We start from the raw sequence: 19,299 nt of genomic DNA, 5'->3' as shown, positions 1-19,299 counted from the left end.
TGAGTCCTCCAGAAGACGGCGAGCCCGACCGAACGGGCAATTCCCGCGGATAGGTTTCGTCCTGTGGGAGACGACCGGAACGAGGGGGCGGTCGTGTCCCCCGAACCGGACGGCGGCCCCGCCCGGGTTCCGCTGACGGGTGCGCAACGGCCGTTCTGGCTGGCCCAGCGTTTCGATCCCGACGCGGCCCTCACCGTCGCCCTGTACGTCGACATCTCCGCTCCGGTCGGCTCCGGTGTCGACCTCGTTCGGTTGGAACGGGCGATGTACGCCGCGGGCACCGAGTCCGGCCTGCGGCAGACGCGCCTCGCGCAGGGAGAGGACGACGAGCCGTGTCTGATCCACCTCGAGGACGCCGTCATGAACCTCGACGTGCTCGACCTGCGCGGCGACGCCGACCCCGAGGCGTCCGCTCACGCGTGGATGCGCGCCGAGTTCCGGGAGCCCGTCGATCTCCACGGAACCGTGCTGGTTCGATGCGTGTTCCTCCGACTCGACGATCACCGCACGTTCCTGTATCTGCGGGCCCACCACGTGGTGCTCGACGGTCAGGGCGCCTTCACCCTCCTCGGACGTATCGCCGGCCACTACTCGGGGACGTCGGCTCCGGGACCGGCGCCGACGCCCGACACCGCCGCCCGCATCCACGATGCGGAGGTCGCCTACGCCGCGTCACGTCGCCACGACGCCGACCTCGAGCACTGGCGCGAGCACCTCGCCGACGTCGGCGGCCCCACGGCCCTGTCGGCGGCACCACCGAGCGCACCCCGGCAACCCGTCGCGACGCGCCTGTCGTGGACCCAGCCGAGGGGAACCGCAGCCGACCCGCTCGCCGTCGTCGCCGCTCTCGCCGTGCATCAGTCGCGGGTGCTCGACACCGACGACGTGGTCCTCGGATTCCCCGTCACCGGACGCACCACCGCCGCTCTGCGGGCGACGGCCGGGATGATGGCCAATCTGGTGCCGCTGCGGCTGACGGTCGACGCGACCACGACGGTGCGAGAACTGCTCGTACAGGTACGGCGAGAGATCACCGGAGCGCTTCGGCACCAACGCTTCCGGGACTGGGATCAGATTCTGGCACCGGAGGTGCGGCCGTTCGGCGTCTCCTTCGGCCCCGTCGTGAACATCATGCCGTTCGTCGCCCCGTTGCAGTTCGACGACATCTCGGCTCCCGTCGGGATCCTGTCGTCGGGGCCCGTCCACGACACCGCGATCAACATCTACACCGGCGACACACTGACGCTGGACATCCAGTGGAACCCGGAGCGCTACGACGCCTTCGACATCGACCGGCACGGCGTGCGGCTGACGCGACTCCTCGGCGGCATCGTCGCGGCGGACGACCACACCACCGTGGGCGATCTCGCGTTCCTGGACGACGGCGAGGCGTCCGATCTGCTCGACCGGTCGGGTGGGCCGGCACCGACGGCGACGACGCTGGGGGACCTCATGGCGGCGGTCGTGCGCAGCGACCCGGCGGCGCCGGCCGTGCGCGGCGGAACGGCCACGCTCACGTACGGCGAACTCGACGACGCCTCCGGGCGCCTCGCCCGCACTCTCCGCGATGCAGGAGCGACTCCGGGAACCGTGGTGGCGTTGGCACTTCCGCGGTCAGTCGACCAGGTGATCGCGCTCTGGGCCGTCGTGCGCACCGGTGCCGCGTTCCTCCCGGTCGACCCCGCGGACCCCGTCGAGCGGCTCGCCGCCGTGCTGGCCGAATCCGGGGTGACCCTCGTCGTCACGACGGATCGACATCCCGTCGATCTGCCGAGCGGAACGACCGGGATGGCCGTCACGGACGTCGCACCGGAGCCGCTGACGAGGGAGCGGCCGGCGATCACCGACCTCGCCTACGTCATGTACACCTCCGGCTCCACCGGCCGCCCGAAGGGCGTCGCCATCACCCACGCCGGACTGCACGGTGTCGTGGCCGGCCACCGCGCACGCGGTCCGGAGACACGGGTTCCGGAGTTGGGGGGCAGTCGCGTCCTCGCCGTCGCGGCTCCGACCTTCGACGCGTCGATCTCGGAACACCTTCTCGCCCTCGCACTGTCCGGCTGCCTCGTCGTCGCCGATTCCGACGCGTACTCCGGTGCACCTCTGCAGGATCTGCTGCGACGAGAATCGATCACCCACGCGATCCTGACTCCGCGGGTGCTCGAGACACTGTCCCCGACCGGAGCTCCGTCGCTGCGACAGGTCCTCAGCGTCGGCGACGTGTGCTCTCCCGCGCTGGCGTCCCGGTGGTCGACGTCACCGGACCTCCTGCTGCACAACGACTACGGACCCACCGAGACCACGGTGTGGGCCACCGGGACCGCGCCGCTGACGGAGGCCGGAACCGTCACCATCGGGCGTCCCCTGCCCGGAGTGCGCGCCGTGGTGCTCGACTCCCGCCTGCGCCCCGTCCCGGTCGGAGTTCCGGGTGAGCTGCACCTCGCCGGAGCCGGCCTGGCCCGCGGGTACGTCGGACGGTCGGCGGAGACCGCGGCGCGCTTCGTGGCCGGGGTCGACGGAACGCGGCTGTACCGCACGGGTGACCGCGCACGGTGGACGTCGTCCGGTGACCTGGAGTATCTGGGGCGCACAGACAGTCAGGTCAAGGTACGAGGACGCCGCGTCGAACCCGGCGAGATCGACACGGCCCTCGTCGCGGTTCCCGGTGTGACGCAGGCCGTCACAGTGGTCCGCCGTGACGGCGACAGCGAGCAGCTGGTCTCGTACGTGACCGGTGACGCCGACCCCACGGACGTTCTCGCCGCCGTCGTCCGGACGCTGCCGAGCCACCTCGTCCCGGTGCACGTGGTGCCGCTGGACGCGCTCCCGCTGAGCGCCTCCGGCAAGGTGGACGTCCGCGCACTCCCCGAGCCGAAGCGCCGGACCACGACCCGCCGTGAACCCGCCTCCGACGTCGAGCGGCGGCTGCTCGACGCGGTGTCACACGTGCTGTCCCGCAACGATGTCGGGGTCGACGACGACTTCTTCGCGCTCGGCGGTGACAGCATCCTCTCGATCCGACTGGTCACCGTCGCGGCGGCGTCGGGCGTGCGGATCAGCGCTCGTGACGTCGTGGAACAACGCAGTGCCGCCGGGCTCGCGCGCGTGGCGGACACGGTCGGCACCGTCGACGAGCCACCCGGCAGCGGCATCGGCCGCGTCGACCCGACACCCATCGTGCGCCACCTACTGGAGCGCGGCGGAACACCGGATCGGTTCGCTCAGACCCTCACGCTCTCGCTCCCGGTCGGCATCGACCGCGCATCCCTGGTGTCCACGATCGAGGCCGTGGTCGCGCACCACGACATGCTGCGCTCCGTGCTCGTCCGCGACGCGGACGGCGTACACCTCGAGGTGCGCCCGCGGGATGCCGTCCGGGTCGACGGACTGCTGCGCCGCGGCGCCGATCTCGCGGTGGAGGACATCGTCGCGACACTCGATCCCGAGAACGGCGTGATGCTCGGACTCGGCTGGAACGGCGTCGGCGAACACACGGCGGGACGACTCGTGATCGCGGCGCACCACCTGGTGGTGGACGTGGTGTCGTGGGGCGTCCTCGTCGCCGATCTCGTCGCGGCGTGGGCCGCGGTGCGCGACGGGGCCGCACCGACTCTCGCCCCCGTCCGCACGTCGATGCGGCGCTGGTCGTCCGGTCTCGCAGCGCACGACGCGAGCGCGCGGCTGCCGTACTGGACCGGCGTTCTGGACGGCCCGGATCCCGTTCTCGGACAACGACTCCTCGACCCCGTCGTCGATCGGGTACGGGACACGACGGTCCGGGACGTCGCCTTTCCAGCAGAGATCGCCGACGCACTACTGGTCCGCGCGCCCACCCTGTTCCACGCCGGACCGACCGACGCGCTCCTCGCCGCGCTCGCCCTCGCGCTGGCCGCCTGGCGACAGGACGACGCACCGACGAGGCTCGTCCAACTCGAGGGACACGGACGGGAGGACGACCTGGTTCCCGGCGCCGACACCGCGCGCACCGTCGGCTGGTTCACCACGGTGTTCCCCGTACGACTGGACCTCACGGGTCTCGACCTCGCCGAGGCGCTGCGCGGCGGACCTGCTGCGGGCGAGACGATCCTGCGGGTCAAGGACCACCTCGCACGAGTTCCCGACCACGGTGCGAGCTACGGGCTGCTGCGGCACGGGGCCGACGACGACGCGCGCGACGCTCTGCGCTGGACACCGCAGATCTCGTTCGCGCACCTCGGCAGGATGACGACGACGGACACCGGTGACTGGCTCCCGGTTCCCGGCATCTCCCCGCTGTCGGGACCACGGCCCGACGACCTGGGTGCGGCCGCCGTGCTCGAGATCGACACCGTCGTCTTCGGGGACACCCTGATCGCACGACTGAGCACGCTCGACGCCGTCCTGGCGGACGCGGACGTCGCGGCCTTCGTCTCGCTGTGGGTCGAGGCGGCGACGGCCGTCGCGCGCCACGTCGACACCCCCGGCGCCGGCGGGCGGTCACCGTCGGACTTCCCGCTGGTCGATGCGACACCATCCGATGTCGACGGGTGGACCGGGCGTCATCCCACGCTGATCGACGTCCTGCCCACCGCGCCACTGCAGGCGGGCCTGCTGGTGCATGCCCGTCTCGCCGCCGGGAGCGTCGATCCCTATGTGGTGCAGACGATCGTGCACCTCGGTGGAGCGCTCGATGCCGGCCGTCTGCAGCGGGCCGCGTACTCGCTGGTGGACCGTCACGACGCGCTGCGGGTCGCCTTCGACACCACCGCCGACGGGACGGACGTCCAGGTGATCGCGGCCTCCGTCACGGTGCCGTGGACGGAGGTGGACGTCCGGGCCGATCCCGACCCTGCCGCCGTGCTCGACGCCTTCCTCGCGCACGATCGCGGCGTCGCCGTCGACGTGGCCGCCGCACCGCTGCTGCGCGTCGCTCTGCTGCACACCGGGGACGAGCGGCACACCCTGGTGCTCACCCATCACCATCTGCTCCTCGACGGCTGGTCCCTGCCGATCGTCCTCGCCGACCTCCTGGCCGACTACTCCGGCGAGGAACCCCGGCGCGCGCCGCCTCCGCTCCGCGGCTTCCTGCAGTGGGTGAGCGAACGCGACACCACGGCCTCGCTCGCGGCATGGTCGGAGGCCCTGACCGGGTCGACCGAGGCGACGCTGCTCGCTCCCGCGCACGGTTCCGGAATCGACGAGGCACCCGGACAGCGCATCGCGACCCTGAGCACCGAGCGCACCGCCGAACTCGTGGCGCGCGCCGGCGCCGCGGGGGTCACGGTCAACACCCTCGTGCAACTCGCGTGGGCACTCGTACTGGGCTCCGCGGCGGGCCGTACCGACATCGTCTTCGGAGCCACCGTCTCGGGCCGACCGGCCGAGCTGGACGGTTCCGCATCCATGGTGGGGCTCTTCATCTCCACCGTTCCGGTTCGCGTGCGGCTCGAACGCGCAGCGACGGTGCGGGAGTCGGCTCAGCGACTGCAGCGTGAGCAGGCCGCGCTGCTCGATCATCATCACCTCGCTCCGTCCGCCATCGAGGCGGAGGTCGGGCCGGGCGCCGGATTCGACACGTCGCTCGCCTTCGAGTCGTATCCACTGGATCGCACCGCTCTGACCGCGGCGGCGGGTGACCTCTCCGTTCTCGGCGTCGAGGCGCGGGACGCGACGCACTACCCGCTGTCCCTGGCGGTCGAACCGGGAGAGAGCCTCGTCGTGCGCGCGACGCACCGCCGCGACGTCCTCGACACCGACGCCGTGGACCGACTGCTGGACCGACTCCTGCGGGTGCTCGAGGCACTCGACCCCTCGCGTGTGCTCGCCGAGATCGACCTGCTCGGGGCGACGGAGCGCACCCTCGTCACCGAGACGTGGAACTCCACCCGGCACCCCCTCGTCCCCACCACACTCCCGGGCGCCGTGCCGGCTCTGGATCCGTCCCGTGTGGCCTTCACTCACGGCGATCGACACGTCACCCGAGCCGAGTTCTCGGCTCGCGTCCACCGCCTCGCCCGGTACCTGATCAGCCGCGGCGCCGGACCGGAGACGGCCGTCGCGGTGGTGCTCGAGCGGTCGATCGATCTGCTCGTCGCCGTGCACGCCGTCGTGGCCACCGGCGCGCACTACGTCCCGCTCGATCCCGGCCATCCCGCGGAGAGGCTCCGACACGCAGTGACCATGTCGGGTGCGCGGCTCGGTATCGGGAGTGCGGCAACGCTTCCCGAGGACGTCGAGTGGATCACGATCAGCGATGCGCCCCTCGGGTCCTTCTCCGACACACCCCTCACCGACGACGATCGCCTCGCACCCCTGCGCCCGGACCACCTCGCCTACGTGCTCTTCACGTCCGGCTCCACCGGGCAGCCCAAGGGTGTCGGGGTGTCGCACGCCGCGATCGTGAACCAACTGCGTTGGCGCGCCGAGTTCGTCGGTGTCACCGCGGACGACGTCGTGCTCCACAAGACACCCGCCACCTTCGACGTCTCGGTGTGGGAGCTGTTCCTGCCGTGGCAGATCGGTGCCCGGGTCGTCGTCGCGGATCCGGACGACCACCGCGACGCCGATCTGCTGGTGGAACTGATCGCACGGCACCGCGTCACCGTGGTGCACGCCGTCCCGTCGACGCTGGCGCTCATGGCGGACGCACCGGGCCTCGCCGCCTGCACGTCGCTGCGCACGATCCTGTCGTCGGGCGAGGCACTGCCCGCGGGGGTCGCCGCCGCCGTCCGCGCCGTGCTCCCCGTACGAGTGGTGAACCTGTACGGGCCGACCGAAGCGGCGGTGGACGTCACCGCCCACGTCGTGACCGACGCCGACACGACGGACGTCCCCCTCGGGGGGCCGGTGTGGAACACGACGACCCTCGTGCTGGACGACGCCCTGCGCCCCGTTCCCATCGACGTCCCGGGCGAGCTGTATCTCGGTGGTGCGCAACTCGCCCGCGGCTACGCGCATCGCACCGCGTTGACCGCGGAGCGGTTCGTCGCCGGACCGGACGGATCTCGTCTCTACCGGACCGGCGATCGTGTCCGCTGGTCCGCCGCCGGCGACCTGCACTTCCTCGGCCGGAGTGACGACCAGCTGTCCGTGCGCGGCGTGCGCGTCGAGCCGGCGGAGATCGAGGCCGTGCTGACGCGGTCGGGCCTGATCGACCGCGCGGTGGCAACGGTCGTCGGAGACCGACTGGTCGCGTACGTCGTTCCGACACGGGGCCGTTCAGCCGTCACGGAGGCGCTGCTGCAGTCGCTGCGCTCGTCGCTTCCGCGCCATCTGGTTCCCGACGACGTCGTGGAGATCGAAACCATTCCCCTCACCGCGTCGGGCAAGGTCGACAAGCGCGCGCTGCCCGCACCCGCGCGCCGCGGCCAGGTCCACCGCACTCCCTTCACACCGACCCAGCGTGTCGTCGCGGACATCGTGGAGGCCGTCCTGCAGACGTCCGCTCCGGTGGGTGCCGACGACGACGTCTTCGCGCTCGGCGCCACCTCCCTCAGCGCGGCGCGGGTCGTCGCGCGCATCCGGTCGGCGACCGGACGCGACCTGACGCTCCGCACGCTCTTCGACGTCCCGACCATCGCGGGGCTGGCTGCCGCCGTCGATGCGGGAGACGCGTACACCGACCACGGGTTCCACGCTGCGCGTCCCGACCGCATCCCGCTCACGCACGCCCAACACCGGATGTGGTTCCTCGACCGGTACGAACCGGGGTCCTACGTCATGCCGCTGGCGTTGCGCGTCCTCGGCGACCTGGATCTCGGCGCGCTGTCGTCCGCGATCGGTCACGTCATGACTCGCCACGAGATCCTCCGTACCGTCTACGCCGATGCGGACGGTGTCGTGCACCAGGTCGTGCTGCCGCCCCCGGCACCGACCACCCTCACGGTCACCGCCGTCACACCCGACGCACTGGCGGAGCGACTCTCGGATGCCCGGACCACGCGGTTCGACCTGGCCACCGAACCACCCCTGCGGGCCGAGGTGCTGCGCCTCGCCGACGACGAGCACGTCCTGCTGCTGACCGTGCACCACATCGCGGCGGACGGTCTGTCTCTCGCCCCTCTCACGCGAGACCTGCTGTCGGCGTATCAGTCCCATCGCTCGGAACGGGTACCGGCACAGTCGCCGCTGCCGGTGCAGTACGCCGACGTCGCTGTGCGGCAGACGGAACAGGGCGTCGACTCCGACGCGGCGGCATGGTGGGAGCGCCGTCTCTCCGGACTGCCCGACGTCCTCGACATGCCGCTCGACCGACCGCGCCCGGAGCGGCCCGGCCGGGCGAGCGCCGCGGTGCGCCTCGATCTCGACGACGCGACCGTGGCCGCACTGAGCGAGCTCGCCGTCGCTCACCGGGCCACGGTGTTCATGGTCGTGCACACCGCCCTCGCCGTCGCCCTCGCGCGCTGGACCGGGTCGACGGACATCGCGGTGGGATCACCGATCTCGGGTCGACCGGATCCTGCGCTCGACGACCTCGTCGGCCTGTTCGTCGACACCGTCGTGCTGCGCACCCGCGTGGATCCGTCGGAGTCGTTCGCCGAGCTGCTCTCCCGCACCCGAGACGAGACGGTGGACGCCTTCGCGCACGCGCACGTCCCGTTCGACCACGTGGTCGACACCCTCGGTGCGGCTCGCACGTCGGCGCATCACCCGGTCTTCCAAGTCGTGCTGGCCTTCCAGGACGTGGATCCGCTCCAGGGCAGTCCCGACATCGAGGTGCTCGACGTCGGGCCGGCACCCGCGACCTTCGACCTCACCGTCGACGTCCGCCCCGCCGGCGCCGGCCTCGCGGTCGTCCTCACCTACGCGTGCGACCTGTTCGATCACACGACCGCGGAATGCCTCTCGTCCGTCCTCGAGCACGTGCTGCGCGCGGCGGCCCCGGGTTCGGAGATCGCAGTGGGCGACATCGCGATCCGCGGAGCGGACGAGCCCGACACGTGGACGCATCCCGACGCCCGCACGACCCCGACGACGCTCCCCGCCCTGCTCGACGCCCACGCGGACGGCTCCGCAGTCGCGGTGATCGAGGGCGACACCGTTCTCACGCGGGACGAGTGGGCACGAGCGTCGAACCGGTGGGCGCGCCGTCTGATCGCGCTCGGTGCCGGTCCCGAGACCGTCGTCGCGGTCGCCGTCGCCAGGTCGGCGCGGTACCTCGTTCTCGTCGCGGCGATCAGCCGTGCGGGAGCCGCGTTCCTCCCGATCGATCCCGAGCAGCCGAGGGCTCGGCTCGCGGACATCCTGACCGAGGCGGCGCCCACGCTGGTGCTCGCGGACACGGCGGCACCGTTCCCGACAGACGTCGTCCGGATCACGGTCGACGATCCCGCCACACTCGCCGCGGTCGCGGCGCTGTCGGACGCAGCGATCACCGATCGCGACCGTCGCTCGACTCTGCGACCCGACCACCTCGCCTACGTCCTCTACACCTCGGGATCCACCGGACGGCCCAAGGGCGTCGCCGTCACGCACCGCGGACTCCACAACGCCGTCCAGGACCAACGGGCCCGGCACGCACCGGCATCCGATGCCCGGGTGCTCGCTGTGTCGTCGACGACGTTCGACGCGTCCGTCGGCGAACTGGTCATCGCACTCGCACTGGACGCCGCACTCGTCGTCGCCCCTCCCGAGGTCTACGCCGGTGTCGAACTCCGCGACCTGATGCGGCGGCACCGCGTCACCCACACGCTGATGACACCCCGCGCTCTGGACGCGACACCCGATCCCGGCGGTGACCTCCGCGTCGTCATGAGCGCCGGCGAGGCGTGCCCGCCGAGTCTCGTCGACACGTGGGCACCCGGCCGGACGATGACCAACGTCTACGGACCCACCGAGGCGACCATCTGGTCGACGACGGCACTCCTGGCCGCCGGGGATCCCGTGACCGTCGGGTCCCCGACTCTCGGCGTCGAGGTCTCGCTTCGCGACGTCCGCCTGCACGCGGTTCCGGACGGCGTGGTCGGTGAGCTGTACGTCGCAGGCGACCATCTCGCACGCGGGTACTTCGGTAGGCCGGGACTCACCGCGTCCCGCTTCGTCGCGGCTCCCGACGGACAGCGGACGTACCGTACCGGAGACCTGATGCGCCGCAACGCCGTCGGCGACCTGCTGTACCTCGGACGGTCCGATCACCAGATCACGGTGCGCGGCCTGCGGATCGAGCTCGGGGACGTCGAGGCCGCGCTCGTCGGCGCCGCGGGCGTCGGCGCCGCCGCGGCCGGGGTGATCGACGAGCGTCTCGTCGGCTACGTGGTCGCTGCCGACGGGCACAGCATCGACGCGGCAGAGGTGTCGGCCGCAGCCGCGGCGGCACTGCCGCGGTACCTGGTTCCCGCCGCGGTGGTCGTGATGGACGCACTGCCGATGACGACGTCGGGCAAACTCGACCGCGCGCGGCTGCCCCGCCCGCCCCTCGACACGGCCGAGTTCCGCGCTCCGTCCACCGCCGGGCAGGTCGCCGTCGCGGCCGTCTTCGCGACGGTCCTGGAACTCGCGGACCCCGTCGGACTCGACGACGACTTCTTCGCGCTCGGTGGCCACTCCCTCAGTGCCACCAGAGTCGCTGCCCGACTGCAGGTTCCGGTCCGTAGCGTGTTCGAGGCACCGACCGTGCACGCACTCGCCGCGCAGATCGACGCCGTGCCTCGGAGCGCGATCGCACCGCGGCGGACGCGGCCGCGCCCCGACGTGGTGCCTCTGTCGTTCGCCCAACAGCGCATGTGGTTCCTGAACACGGTCTCCAGCGACAGCGGCTACGTCATCCCGCTCGCACTCGGGCTGCGCGGTGTCCTCGACCACGGCGCGCTACAGGGCGCACTCGCCGACGTGGTCGACCGCCACGAGATACTGCGCACCGTCTACCCCGCCGTGAACGGTGTTCCGCAGCAATACGTTCTCGATCACGCGCGGATCGCGATCGACCGGGAGTCGGAGACACCGGAGGCCGTCCTCGACCGGATGGCGTCGGCACCGTTCGACCTGGCAGCGGATCTCCCGCTGCGCGCCTCCGTCGTGGCGGTGACCGAGAAGCATCACGTCCTGCTTCTCGTGCTGCACCACATCGCCGCGGACGGCTGGTCCCTGGCGCCGCTCACCCGCGATCTCACGGCGTCCTACGCGGCCCGCCGGTCCGGTCGAGAGTGGACTGTCGACCCCCTGCCCATGCAGTACGCGGATCACGCCGTGTGGCAACAGGATCACGCGAACGACATCCGTGGTCGAGTCGCGTTCTGGACGGACCGCCTGGCCGGTCTCCCGGACGTGCTGCCGTTGCCGACCGATCGACCGCGGCCGCCGGTGGCCTCGCACCGCGGGGCGCGTGTACGCGTGACGGTGCCGGACGCCACGACCGCGGCGCTGCGTGCGCTCGCCACCGCCCACCATGCGACGCTCGTCATGGTCCTGCAGGCGGCCTGGGCCGTCACTCTCGCCCGCGTGACGGGAAGCGAGGACATCGCCGTCGGAACACCGGTGGCAGGCCGCGGTCACGAGGATCTCGACGAGCTGGTCGGCATGTTCGTCGACACGGTCGTGCACCGCGCGTTCGTCACCGGTACCGATACCGTCGCGGCTCTGGTCGATCAGGTGCGCAAGGACACCGTGGAGGCCCTCGACCACGCCGACGTGCCGTTCGAGCTGATCGTCGACGCTCTCGATCCGGTGCGCTCCACCGCGCACCACCCCGTCGTGCAGGTCATGTTCGCGTTCCAGAACCAGACTCCGCCCACTCTCGTGGCCGCCGGACTGGAGATCGACGTCCTGGACTCGGGTCCCGTGGCCGCGCCGGTGGACCTGACCCTGGATCTCACGGAGACCGGGGACGGACTGAGCGGCGCACTGACCTACGCCGTCGACCTCTTCGACCGGCGGACCGCGGCCGGAATCGTCGACGTCCTGCTCCGCGTCCTCGACGCGGTGGCGCGCAGGCCCTTCGACCGGATCGGCGCCCTCGAGATCCTGCACCCGTCGGAGCGGGCACTGTTGCTCTCCCAGCACGGCAGCGCCGGACTGCCACCGCGCGTGCTGCCTCGTCTGCTGGCCGACGCGGTGGCCGGCAACCCGGACGGGCCCGCCCTGATCGGGGAGCGCACGCTCACCTACACCGAACTGGACCGCCGCTCCAACCGCTGGGCGCGGGCACTGATCGACCTCGGCGCCGCGCCCGACACCGTCGTCGCCGTCGCGCTGCCGCGCTCGGTGGACCAGATCACCGCGGTGTGGGCGGTAGCGAAGACCGGAGCGGCGTTCCTGCCGATCGACCCCGACGGGCCACCGGACCGACTGCGGCACATGCTCACCGAGACGGGCGCCGCCGTGGCCGTCACCGCCGTGACGGTTCCCGCCGCACTGGCACGTCTCGCCACGGTGTCACCGGCGGTCCTCGACACGGGCGCGGAGTCCGAGGCCGACGTGACGCCCGCCGACCGGCTCGGCGCCATCCGTCCCGACACCCTCGCGTACGTCATCCACACCTCGGGGTCCACCGGAACCCCCAAGGGCGTGGGCGTCACGCACCGCGGCCTCGTGGACGCGCTGTGGGACCAGCGACTGCGCGGCGCTGCGCTGTGGGACCAGCGACTGCGCGAGGCTGCGGAGGCACGTGTGCTCGCGGTCGCGTCCCCCACGTTCGACGCGTCCATCGCCGAGCTGCTCATCGCCGTGGCCCTGTCCGCTCCCCTGGTGGTCGCACCACCGGACGTGTTCGGCGGACCGGCACTGTGTCGCCTCGTGGCGGAGTCCGCGGTGACCCACGCTCTCCTCACGCCGCGAGTCCTCGACTCACTGACCCCCGAGGACGTTCCGTCACTCCAGTTCCTGGTCACCGCCGGTGAGGCGTGCCCACCGGCACTGGCCGCCCGATGGGCCCCCTGTCGGCGCCTGTTCAACGACTACGGTCCCACCGAGACCACCGTCTGGGCCACGAGCAGCGGCCCGCTCCGGGCGGACGACGCCGTGACCATCGGGCGGCCCGTCCGCGGAGTAGGCGCGCGGGTGCTCGACACGTTCCTGCGTCCGGTGCCGATCGGGGTGGTCGGCGAGCTCTACCTCGACGGCACCCACCTCGCGCGCGGGTACGTCGGCCGCCCCACCGCGACGGCCGAGCGGTTCGTCGCCGCCGCTGAGGGCGCGCGGCTCTACCGCACCGGCGACCGCGTGCGCTGGACCAGCGGCGGAGATCTGGAGTATCTGGGCCGCACCGACGTCCAGGTCAAGCTGCGCGGGTTGCGCATCGAGCCCGGCGAGATCGAGGCGGCACTCGCCTCGCACCCGTCGGTCGACCGTGCCGTGGTGCTGGTGCAGGACGACCACCTCGTCGCGTACGTGGTGCCGTCCGGCGCGAGTGCCGTCGACCCCGCCGCCCTCCGACACGACGCCGCGCGCCGCCTGCCGCAGTACATGGTGCCCGCGCACATCGTCACCGTGGACGCGATCCCGTTGACGGCGTCGGGCAAGCTCGACCGTCGCGCACTTCTGTCGGCCCCTCGCCGACCGGCCTCCAGCCTTCCCGGGACCGTGGCGACGGTCCCGCGTCGCGAGGCGGTCGGTCCGGCCGAGCGCGCCGTCGCCGAGGCCTTCGCCACCGTGCTCGAGTTGCCGGAGCTGCCGGGGCCGGACGACGACTTCTTCGCTCTCGGTGGCCATTCGCTGTCCGCGACCCGGGTGGCTGCGCGGGTGTCGGCGGCGACGAAGCGCGAGGTGTCGGTGCGCGCGGTGTTCGACCACCCCACCGTGGGTGCGCTCGCCGCAGTGCTGGTCGCGGCGCCGACCGCGGCGCGCACTCCCCTGACGGCGGCGCCGCGCCCGGGCAGGGTGCCGCTCTCCTTCGCTCAGCACCGGATGTGGTTCCTCGGCCGCGTCGACGCCGACCGCGGTGGACAGCTGATCCCGCTCGCGCTGAGGCTGACCGGTCCGCTGGACGTCGACGCGCTCCGGTGCGCACTCGACGACGTGACCCTCCGGCACGAGATCCTGCGCACCGTCCATCCCGCCCTCGACGGCGTGCCGCACCAGGTGGTGTCGCCCACGGTCGACGTTCCCGTCGAGATCGTGCGCACCTCTGCCGCAGACGTCCCCGCGGCGGTACGCACGGCCGCGGCGGCGCGCATCGACGTCACCACCGAGACTCCGCTGCGCGCCACTCTTCTCGTCGTGTCGCCGACCGATCACGTGCTGGTGATCCTCGTGCACCACATCGCCGCGGACGGGTGGTCGATGGCGCCGCTCACGCGCGACGTCGTCACGGCGTACGCCGCTCGCGCGGAGGGACGGCCACTCGACCTACCACCGCTACCCGTGCAGTACGCCGACCATGCCCTCGCGCAACGCGCAGCGTTGGGATCGCTGAACGATCCCGGCTCGGCCTTGTCGCGCCACCTCGATCACTGGCGGGAGCGGTTGGCCGGCGTACCCCTCGATCTCGCGCTGCCGACCGATCGCGCCCGGTCGAGAACCCCGTCGCAGCAAGGCGATCGGGTGCGGACCGTTCTCGACGCGGACGCGCTGGGCGCGCTCCGATCCGTCGCGCAGGCCCACGACGTCACCCTCTTCATGGTCGCGCACACCGCGCTGTCGATCGTGCTCGCCCAGTGGGCGGGAACCCGCGATCTCCTCGTCGGGACGGCCGTCGCGGGTCGCACCGATCCGGCACTCGACGACGTGGTCGGCATGTTCGTGGACACGGTGGTCCTGCGGTCCACGATCGACGAGGACGGCACCGTCGCGGACCACCTCGCCGCGGCGCGCGAGACCACCCTGGACGCCTTCGCGCATGCCGCTCTGCCGTTCGAGACCCTGGTGACGGCCCTCGACCCGGTGCGTTCCACTGCGAGTCACCCTGTGGTGCAGGTGATGCTGACTCTGCAGAACACCGCGCCGCCGCGATTCCCCGTCACCACACCGGCCGTCGAGGTGCTCGATCTCGGCGGCGCTCCCGTGCAGTTCGATCTCGCCGTGACGCTGCGTGAGGACCAGGGGCGCCTGCTGATCGAGCTGTCCTACGCGACCGATCTGTTCGACCGGAGCACCATCGAGCGGGTCTCGCGCAGACTGGTGTGGACACTGCGGTCGATGACACGCGACACCTCGGTCAGGATCGGGGACCTCGAGACGGTGGAGCCCTCGGAGCGTGCCGCGATGCGTCCCCGCAGCGGTGCCCCCGCGCTGGCGGCCCGGACTCTCGACCACCTCGTGGCCGACGCGGTAGCGGCCCGTCCCGGCACCATCGCCCTGCGGGCGAACGGCATCGACCTGAGCTACGCGGACCTGTCCGCGCGCGCGAATCGTCTCGCGCGGGAACTGATCGCCTGCGGCGCAGGACCCGACGTCGTGGTCGCGCTGGCGATGCCGCGCTCGATCGACCACGTCCTGTCCGTGTGGGCCGTCGCCGCGGCCGGGGCCGCTTTCCTGTCGGTCGATCCCGCGCAACCCGCCGAGCGGATCGCGCACATCCTCCAGGACTCCGGCGCCGTCGTCGTGATCACGGAGTCCCGGTCCGAGCAGACCACCTCGACCGCGGCGCCGTGGATTCCGCGCATCGTGCTCGACGATCCGGACGTGGTGTCGGCGCTCGACCGTCACCCGGCGCACACGGTGCTCGCGCCGGAGCGTCGTCCGGGGCTGCATCCGAGCTCGATCGCGTACGTCATCTACACCTCCGGCTCCACGGGCCGACCCAAGGGCGTCGCCGTGACCCACGCGGGCCTGGCGGATGCGCTGGCGGACCAACGTTCCCGGCGCGGCGACGTGCCGGACGTGCGTGTGCTCGCGGTGGCCTCACCGACCTTCGACGCCTCGATCGCCGAGTTGCTGATGGCGCTGGCGCACTGCGGCACTCTCGTTCTCGCGCCGGCGCACGTACACAGCGGCGACGAGGTCGGCGCGCTGATTCGCCACGAGAGGGTCACGCACACGATCATCACGCCCCGCGTGCTCGACTCCCTGGACCCCGCCGGCCTCGACTGCGTGCGCGTCCTCGTCGTGGGCGGCGAGGCCCTCCCGGATTACCTCGCGGCGACGTGGTCCGCCGGACGCGAGATGTACGACGACTACGGCCCCACCGAGACGACCGTCTGGGCCACCGCGCACGGACCGATCACGCCGGACCGCCCCGTCGGCATCGGCACACCGGTCCGCGGTGTCGACGCGGTGGTGCTCGACGGCCGCCTGCGGCCGGTTCCTCTCGGCGCCGTCGGTGAGTTGTACCTGTCCGGACCACATCTCGCCCGCGGGTACGTCGGGCAGACCGGGCTGACGGCGAGCCGGTTCGTCGCCGCGCCGTACGGACCGCAGGGCGCGCGCCTGTACCGCACCGGCGACCTGGTGCGGTGGAACTCGGCCGGAGAGCTGGCGTATCTGGGACGTAGCGACTTCCAGATCAAGCTCCGCGGACTGCGCATCGAGCCGGGCGAGATCGAGAACGCCGCCCTCGCCCATCCCGCGGTGACGCAGGCGGTGGTCCTCCTCCACCGAGACGCCGGAACCGGATCGGATCATCTCGTCGCGTACGTCGCCGGCGACGGGATCGACGTCGCTTCTGTCAGAGAGGCGGTGGCGGAACGGGTTCCGCAGTACATGGTGCCGTCGCGCGTCATCGCTCTGGACGCGGTTCCGCGCACCGCCGCGGGCAAGGTGGATCGGGCGGCCCTTCCCGCACCGACGTTCGCACCGACGGTGTACCGCGCGCCGACGACCTCGACGGAACACATGGTCGCCGACGCCTTCGCCCTCGTGCTGGGCGTCGGCGACATCGGACTCGACGACGACTTCTTCGCCCTCGGCGGGACCTCACTGACCGCGACCAGGGTGGCCGCACACCTCGGTCGTGCCGCCGGGGTCGACCGCGTGCTCCGACTCCTGTTCTCGCACGGCACCGTCGGCGCCGTCGCCGAGCATCTCGACCGCGAGGACGACGACGAGTCGATCGCCTCGTCCGACGCAGTCGGTCCCGTTCTCCGACTGGGCGGCGGAGACGAGCTCGCCCCGGTGTTCTGCATCCACCCGATGATGGGGCTGGCCTGGCCGTACTTCGAGCTCGGCCGCCACCTCGAGACCGGCCGCCCCCTGTACGGCGTGCAGACGCCGGCGGTGGCGGACCCCGACTTCGCACCACGGTCGATGGACGACGTCGTCGAGCGCTACGTCGAGGAGATCCGGCACGTGGATCCCGTCGGCCCGTACCACCTCGTCGGATGGTCGGTCGGCGGTGTGCTGGCCCATGCCGTCGCGGCCCGGATGCAATCGCAGGGCCACACCGTCGCGTCGCTGTCGCTGCTCGACCCGGTGCACAGCATCGTGCCGGGCAGTGCGGTCAAGAAGGCGCAGGCGGACGCCATGTTCGGCGCGTACCAGCACCTGACCGACGACCTGGCGGACATGACGCCGGACGCGCTGTGGTCGGTGTGGTCGGCGATGGGCGGCGACCAGCTACCGGTCTCGGACATCCAGGCGCGACTGATCACCAAGGCGATGCTCACGCTGTTCGCCCTCGTCGACGAGCACGTGCCGCCGACCTACAGCGGCGCCGTCCTGATGATCGACTCCGACGTCACCGCCGTCGAACTCGGCCGCATGTCGGACTTCTGGTCGCAGTACTGCACCGGACCCGCCGACGTGGAGTCGGTGCCGTGGCGACACGGCGAACTGCTGTCGAGCGACGCCGTGGCGGACATCGGTCCCCTGGTGGGACGGTGGCTCGGACGCGTGGAGACCGCGTCGTTACTGTCGACGGGTGAGTGAACGCAGCACGGATGGTTCCGAACCCGGCCAGTTCCACCTGCACGGCGCGTGGAACTTCCGCGACACCGGCGGCCTGCGCACGTCCGACGGCGGACGCACCCGCAGCGGACTTCTCTTCCGCGCGTCGGCACTCACGCACCTCTCCGACGAGGGCCGGGCCACGCTGGCCGGACTCCGGGTCAGCGACGTGTTCGACCTGCGCGGCGACGCCGAGGTGACGCGGTGGGGCTCGGACCGGGCCCCGGACACGGTCACCGTGCATCGCGTCCCCTACATCGCCGCGGAACGCGACGCGCCGCACGAGCGCGGCGTACCCGCCACCACCGCCCGCGGCTACCTCGACGGCGCCTACCGCGCCTTTCCGACGCTGCCCGGTGCGCGGGTGGCGATCAGGTCCGTGGTCGAGGCCCTGTCGTCCGGTACCTCGTCGCTGGTGCACTGCGCCGCCGGCAAGGACCGCGCGGGGTGGACCGTCGCCACCGTGCTGCGCGCCGCCGGCGTCGTCGAGGAGGACATCGTCGCGGACTACCTGCGCAGCAACGCCGCCGTCGCTCCACTCCGGCGCCACATTCTCGATCACGACGAGGTGGCCCCCGCCGACCTCGACGACGACCTGCTGGGCGTGCGGGAGGAGTACTACCGCGCCGGGCTCGAGGCGATGACCACGGCGCACGGCTCGTTCGACGGCTACCTGGACTGGCTCGGCCTCGACCACGACGCCCTCACGGGACTGCGACGTGCGCTGGTGGACCCCCAGCGCTGATCAGCGCCCGGTGTAGGTCGCCTTGCCGGGCCCCACATCGAGGAAGCTGCGCACCGCGCCCTGCAGATCCTCGGTCTCGAACAAAGCACCCGACACCGCAGACGTCACCGAATCCGCATGGCGCACACCGCCGGAGCGCCACGCACCGATGATCTCCTTCGTGGCCGCATGGGCGCGCGTCGGCCCGTCCGCGAGCCGTGCGACGAGAGCCCTGGCGGCGGAGTCCACGTCCTCGTGGATCTGGTTGACAACTCCCCATTCGCGCATCGTCTCCGCCGTGTACAGGTCGCCCGTCATGACGAACTCACGTGCCCGGCCGCTGCCCGCACGCTCCGCCATCCGCTGCGGACCACCCATCGACGGAGTCAGACCCACCACCGTCTCCACCAGACCGAACGTCGCCTTCGGCGACGCGAGGATGATGTCGCAGGCCAGGGCGATCTCCAACGCGGCCGTCAACGTCAGACCGTGCGCGGCGAACACCACCGGGCAGGGCAGCGCCTCGAGCGGGTGGGCGATGGCCGCGAAGAGCCCCTCCCACAACGCCGTTCCCTCGGCCTCCGACAGCCCCTCGAAGACGTGCACGTCGACCCCACCCGAGACCACCTTGCCCTCCGCGCGCAGCAGCAGCGCACGCGGAGGAGCGGCCACCAACTCGGCCACGTCGGCCGTCACGGCATCGAACATCGCCTGGTCGAACAGGTTCAGGGCGCCGTGGGCGAACGTGAGGATCGCGACCTCGGCGCACGCGTCGGTGGTGGTGCGCTCGAGACGGGTGGGCTTCTCACTCATGGATCGGAGCATGCCAGGTGCGCACACAT

The 19,299-nt window shown here is 71.9% G+C and carries 3 protein-coding genes; 2 read left to right on the top strand and 1 reads right to left on the bottom strand.

Annotation, left to right across the window (positions count from 1 at the left end):
* Positions 1-93 precede the first annotated feature (93 nt).
* Together ASG69_RS08365 and ASG69_RS08360 are read left to right on the top strand one after the other, a co-directional pair.
* Positions 94-17,715, top strand: coding sequence for an amino acid adenylation domain-containing protein (locus ASG69_RS08365; protein ID WP_156380460.1), 17,622 nt, complete (start codon positions 94-96; stop codon positions 17,713-17,715).
* Complete coding sequence (locus tag ASG69_RS08360) at positions 17,708-18,478, top strand: tyrosine-protein phosphatase (protein ID WP_056441874.1); 771 nt, start codon at positions 17,708-17,710, stop codon at positions 18,476-18,478. The genes ASG69_RS08365 and ASG69_RS08360 overlap by 8 nt, the downstream gene beginning before the upstream one ends.
* Here ASG69_RS08360 and ASG69_RS08355 read toward each other — a convergent pair whose 3' ends face one another.
* The gene (locus tag ASG69_RS08355) at positions 18,479-19,270 is read right to left on the bottom strand and encodes an enoyl-CoA hydratase/isomerase family protein (RefSeq protein WP_056442405.1); all 792 of its coding nucleotides are present in this window, start codon (positions 19,268-19,270) and stop codon (positions 18,479-18,481) included.
* Positions 19,271-19,299: the final 29 nt, after the last annotated feature.

The sequence above is a fragment of the Rhodococcus sp. Leaf225 genome, from assembly GCF_001426145.1.
Taxonomy (GTDB): domain Bacteria; phylum Actinomycetota; class Actinomycetes; order Mycobacteriales; family Mycobacteriaceae; genus Rhodococcoides.
This window is presented reverse-complemented; position numbering and strand designations above follow the sequence as displayed.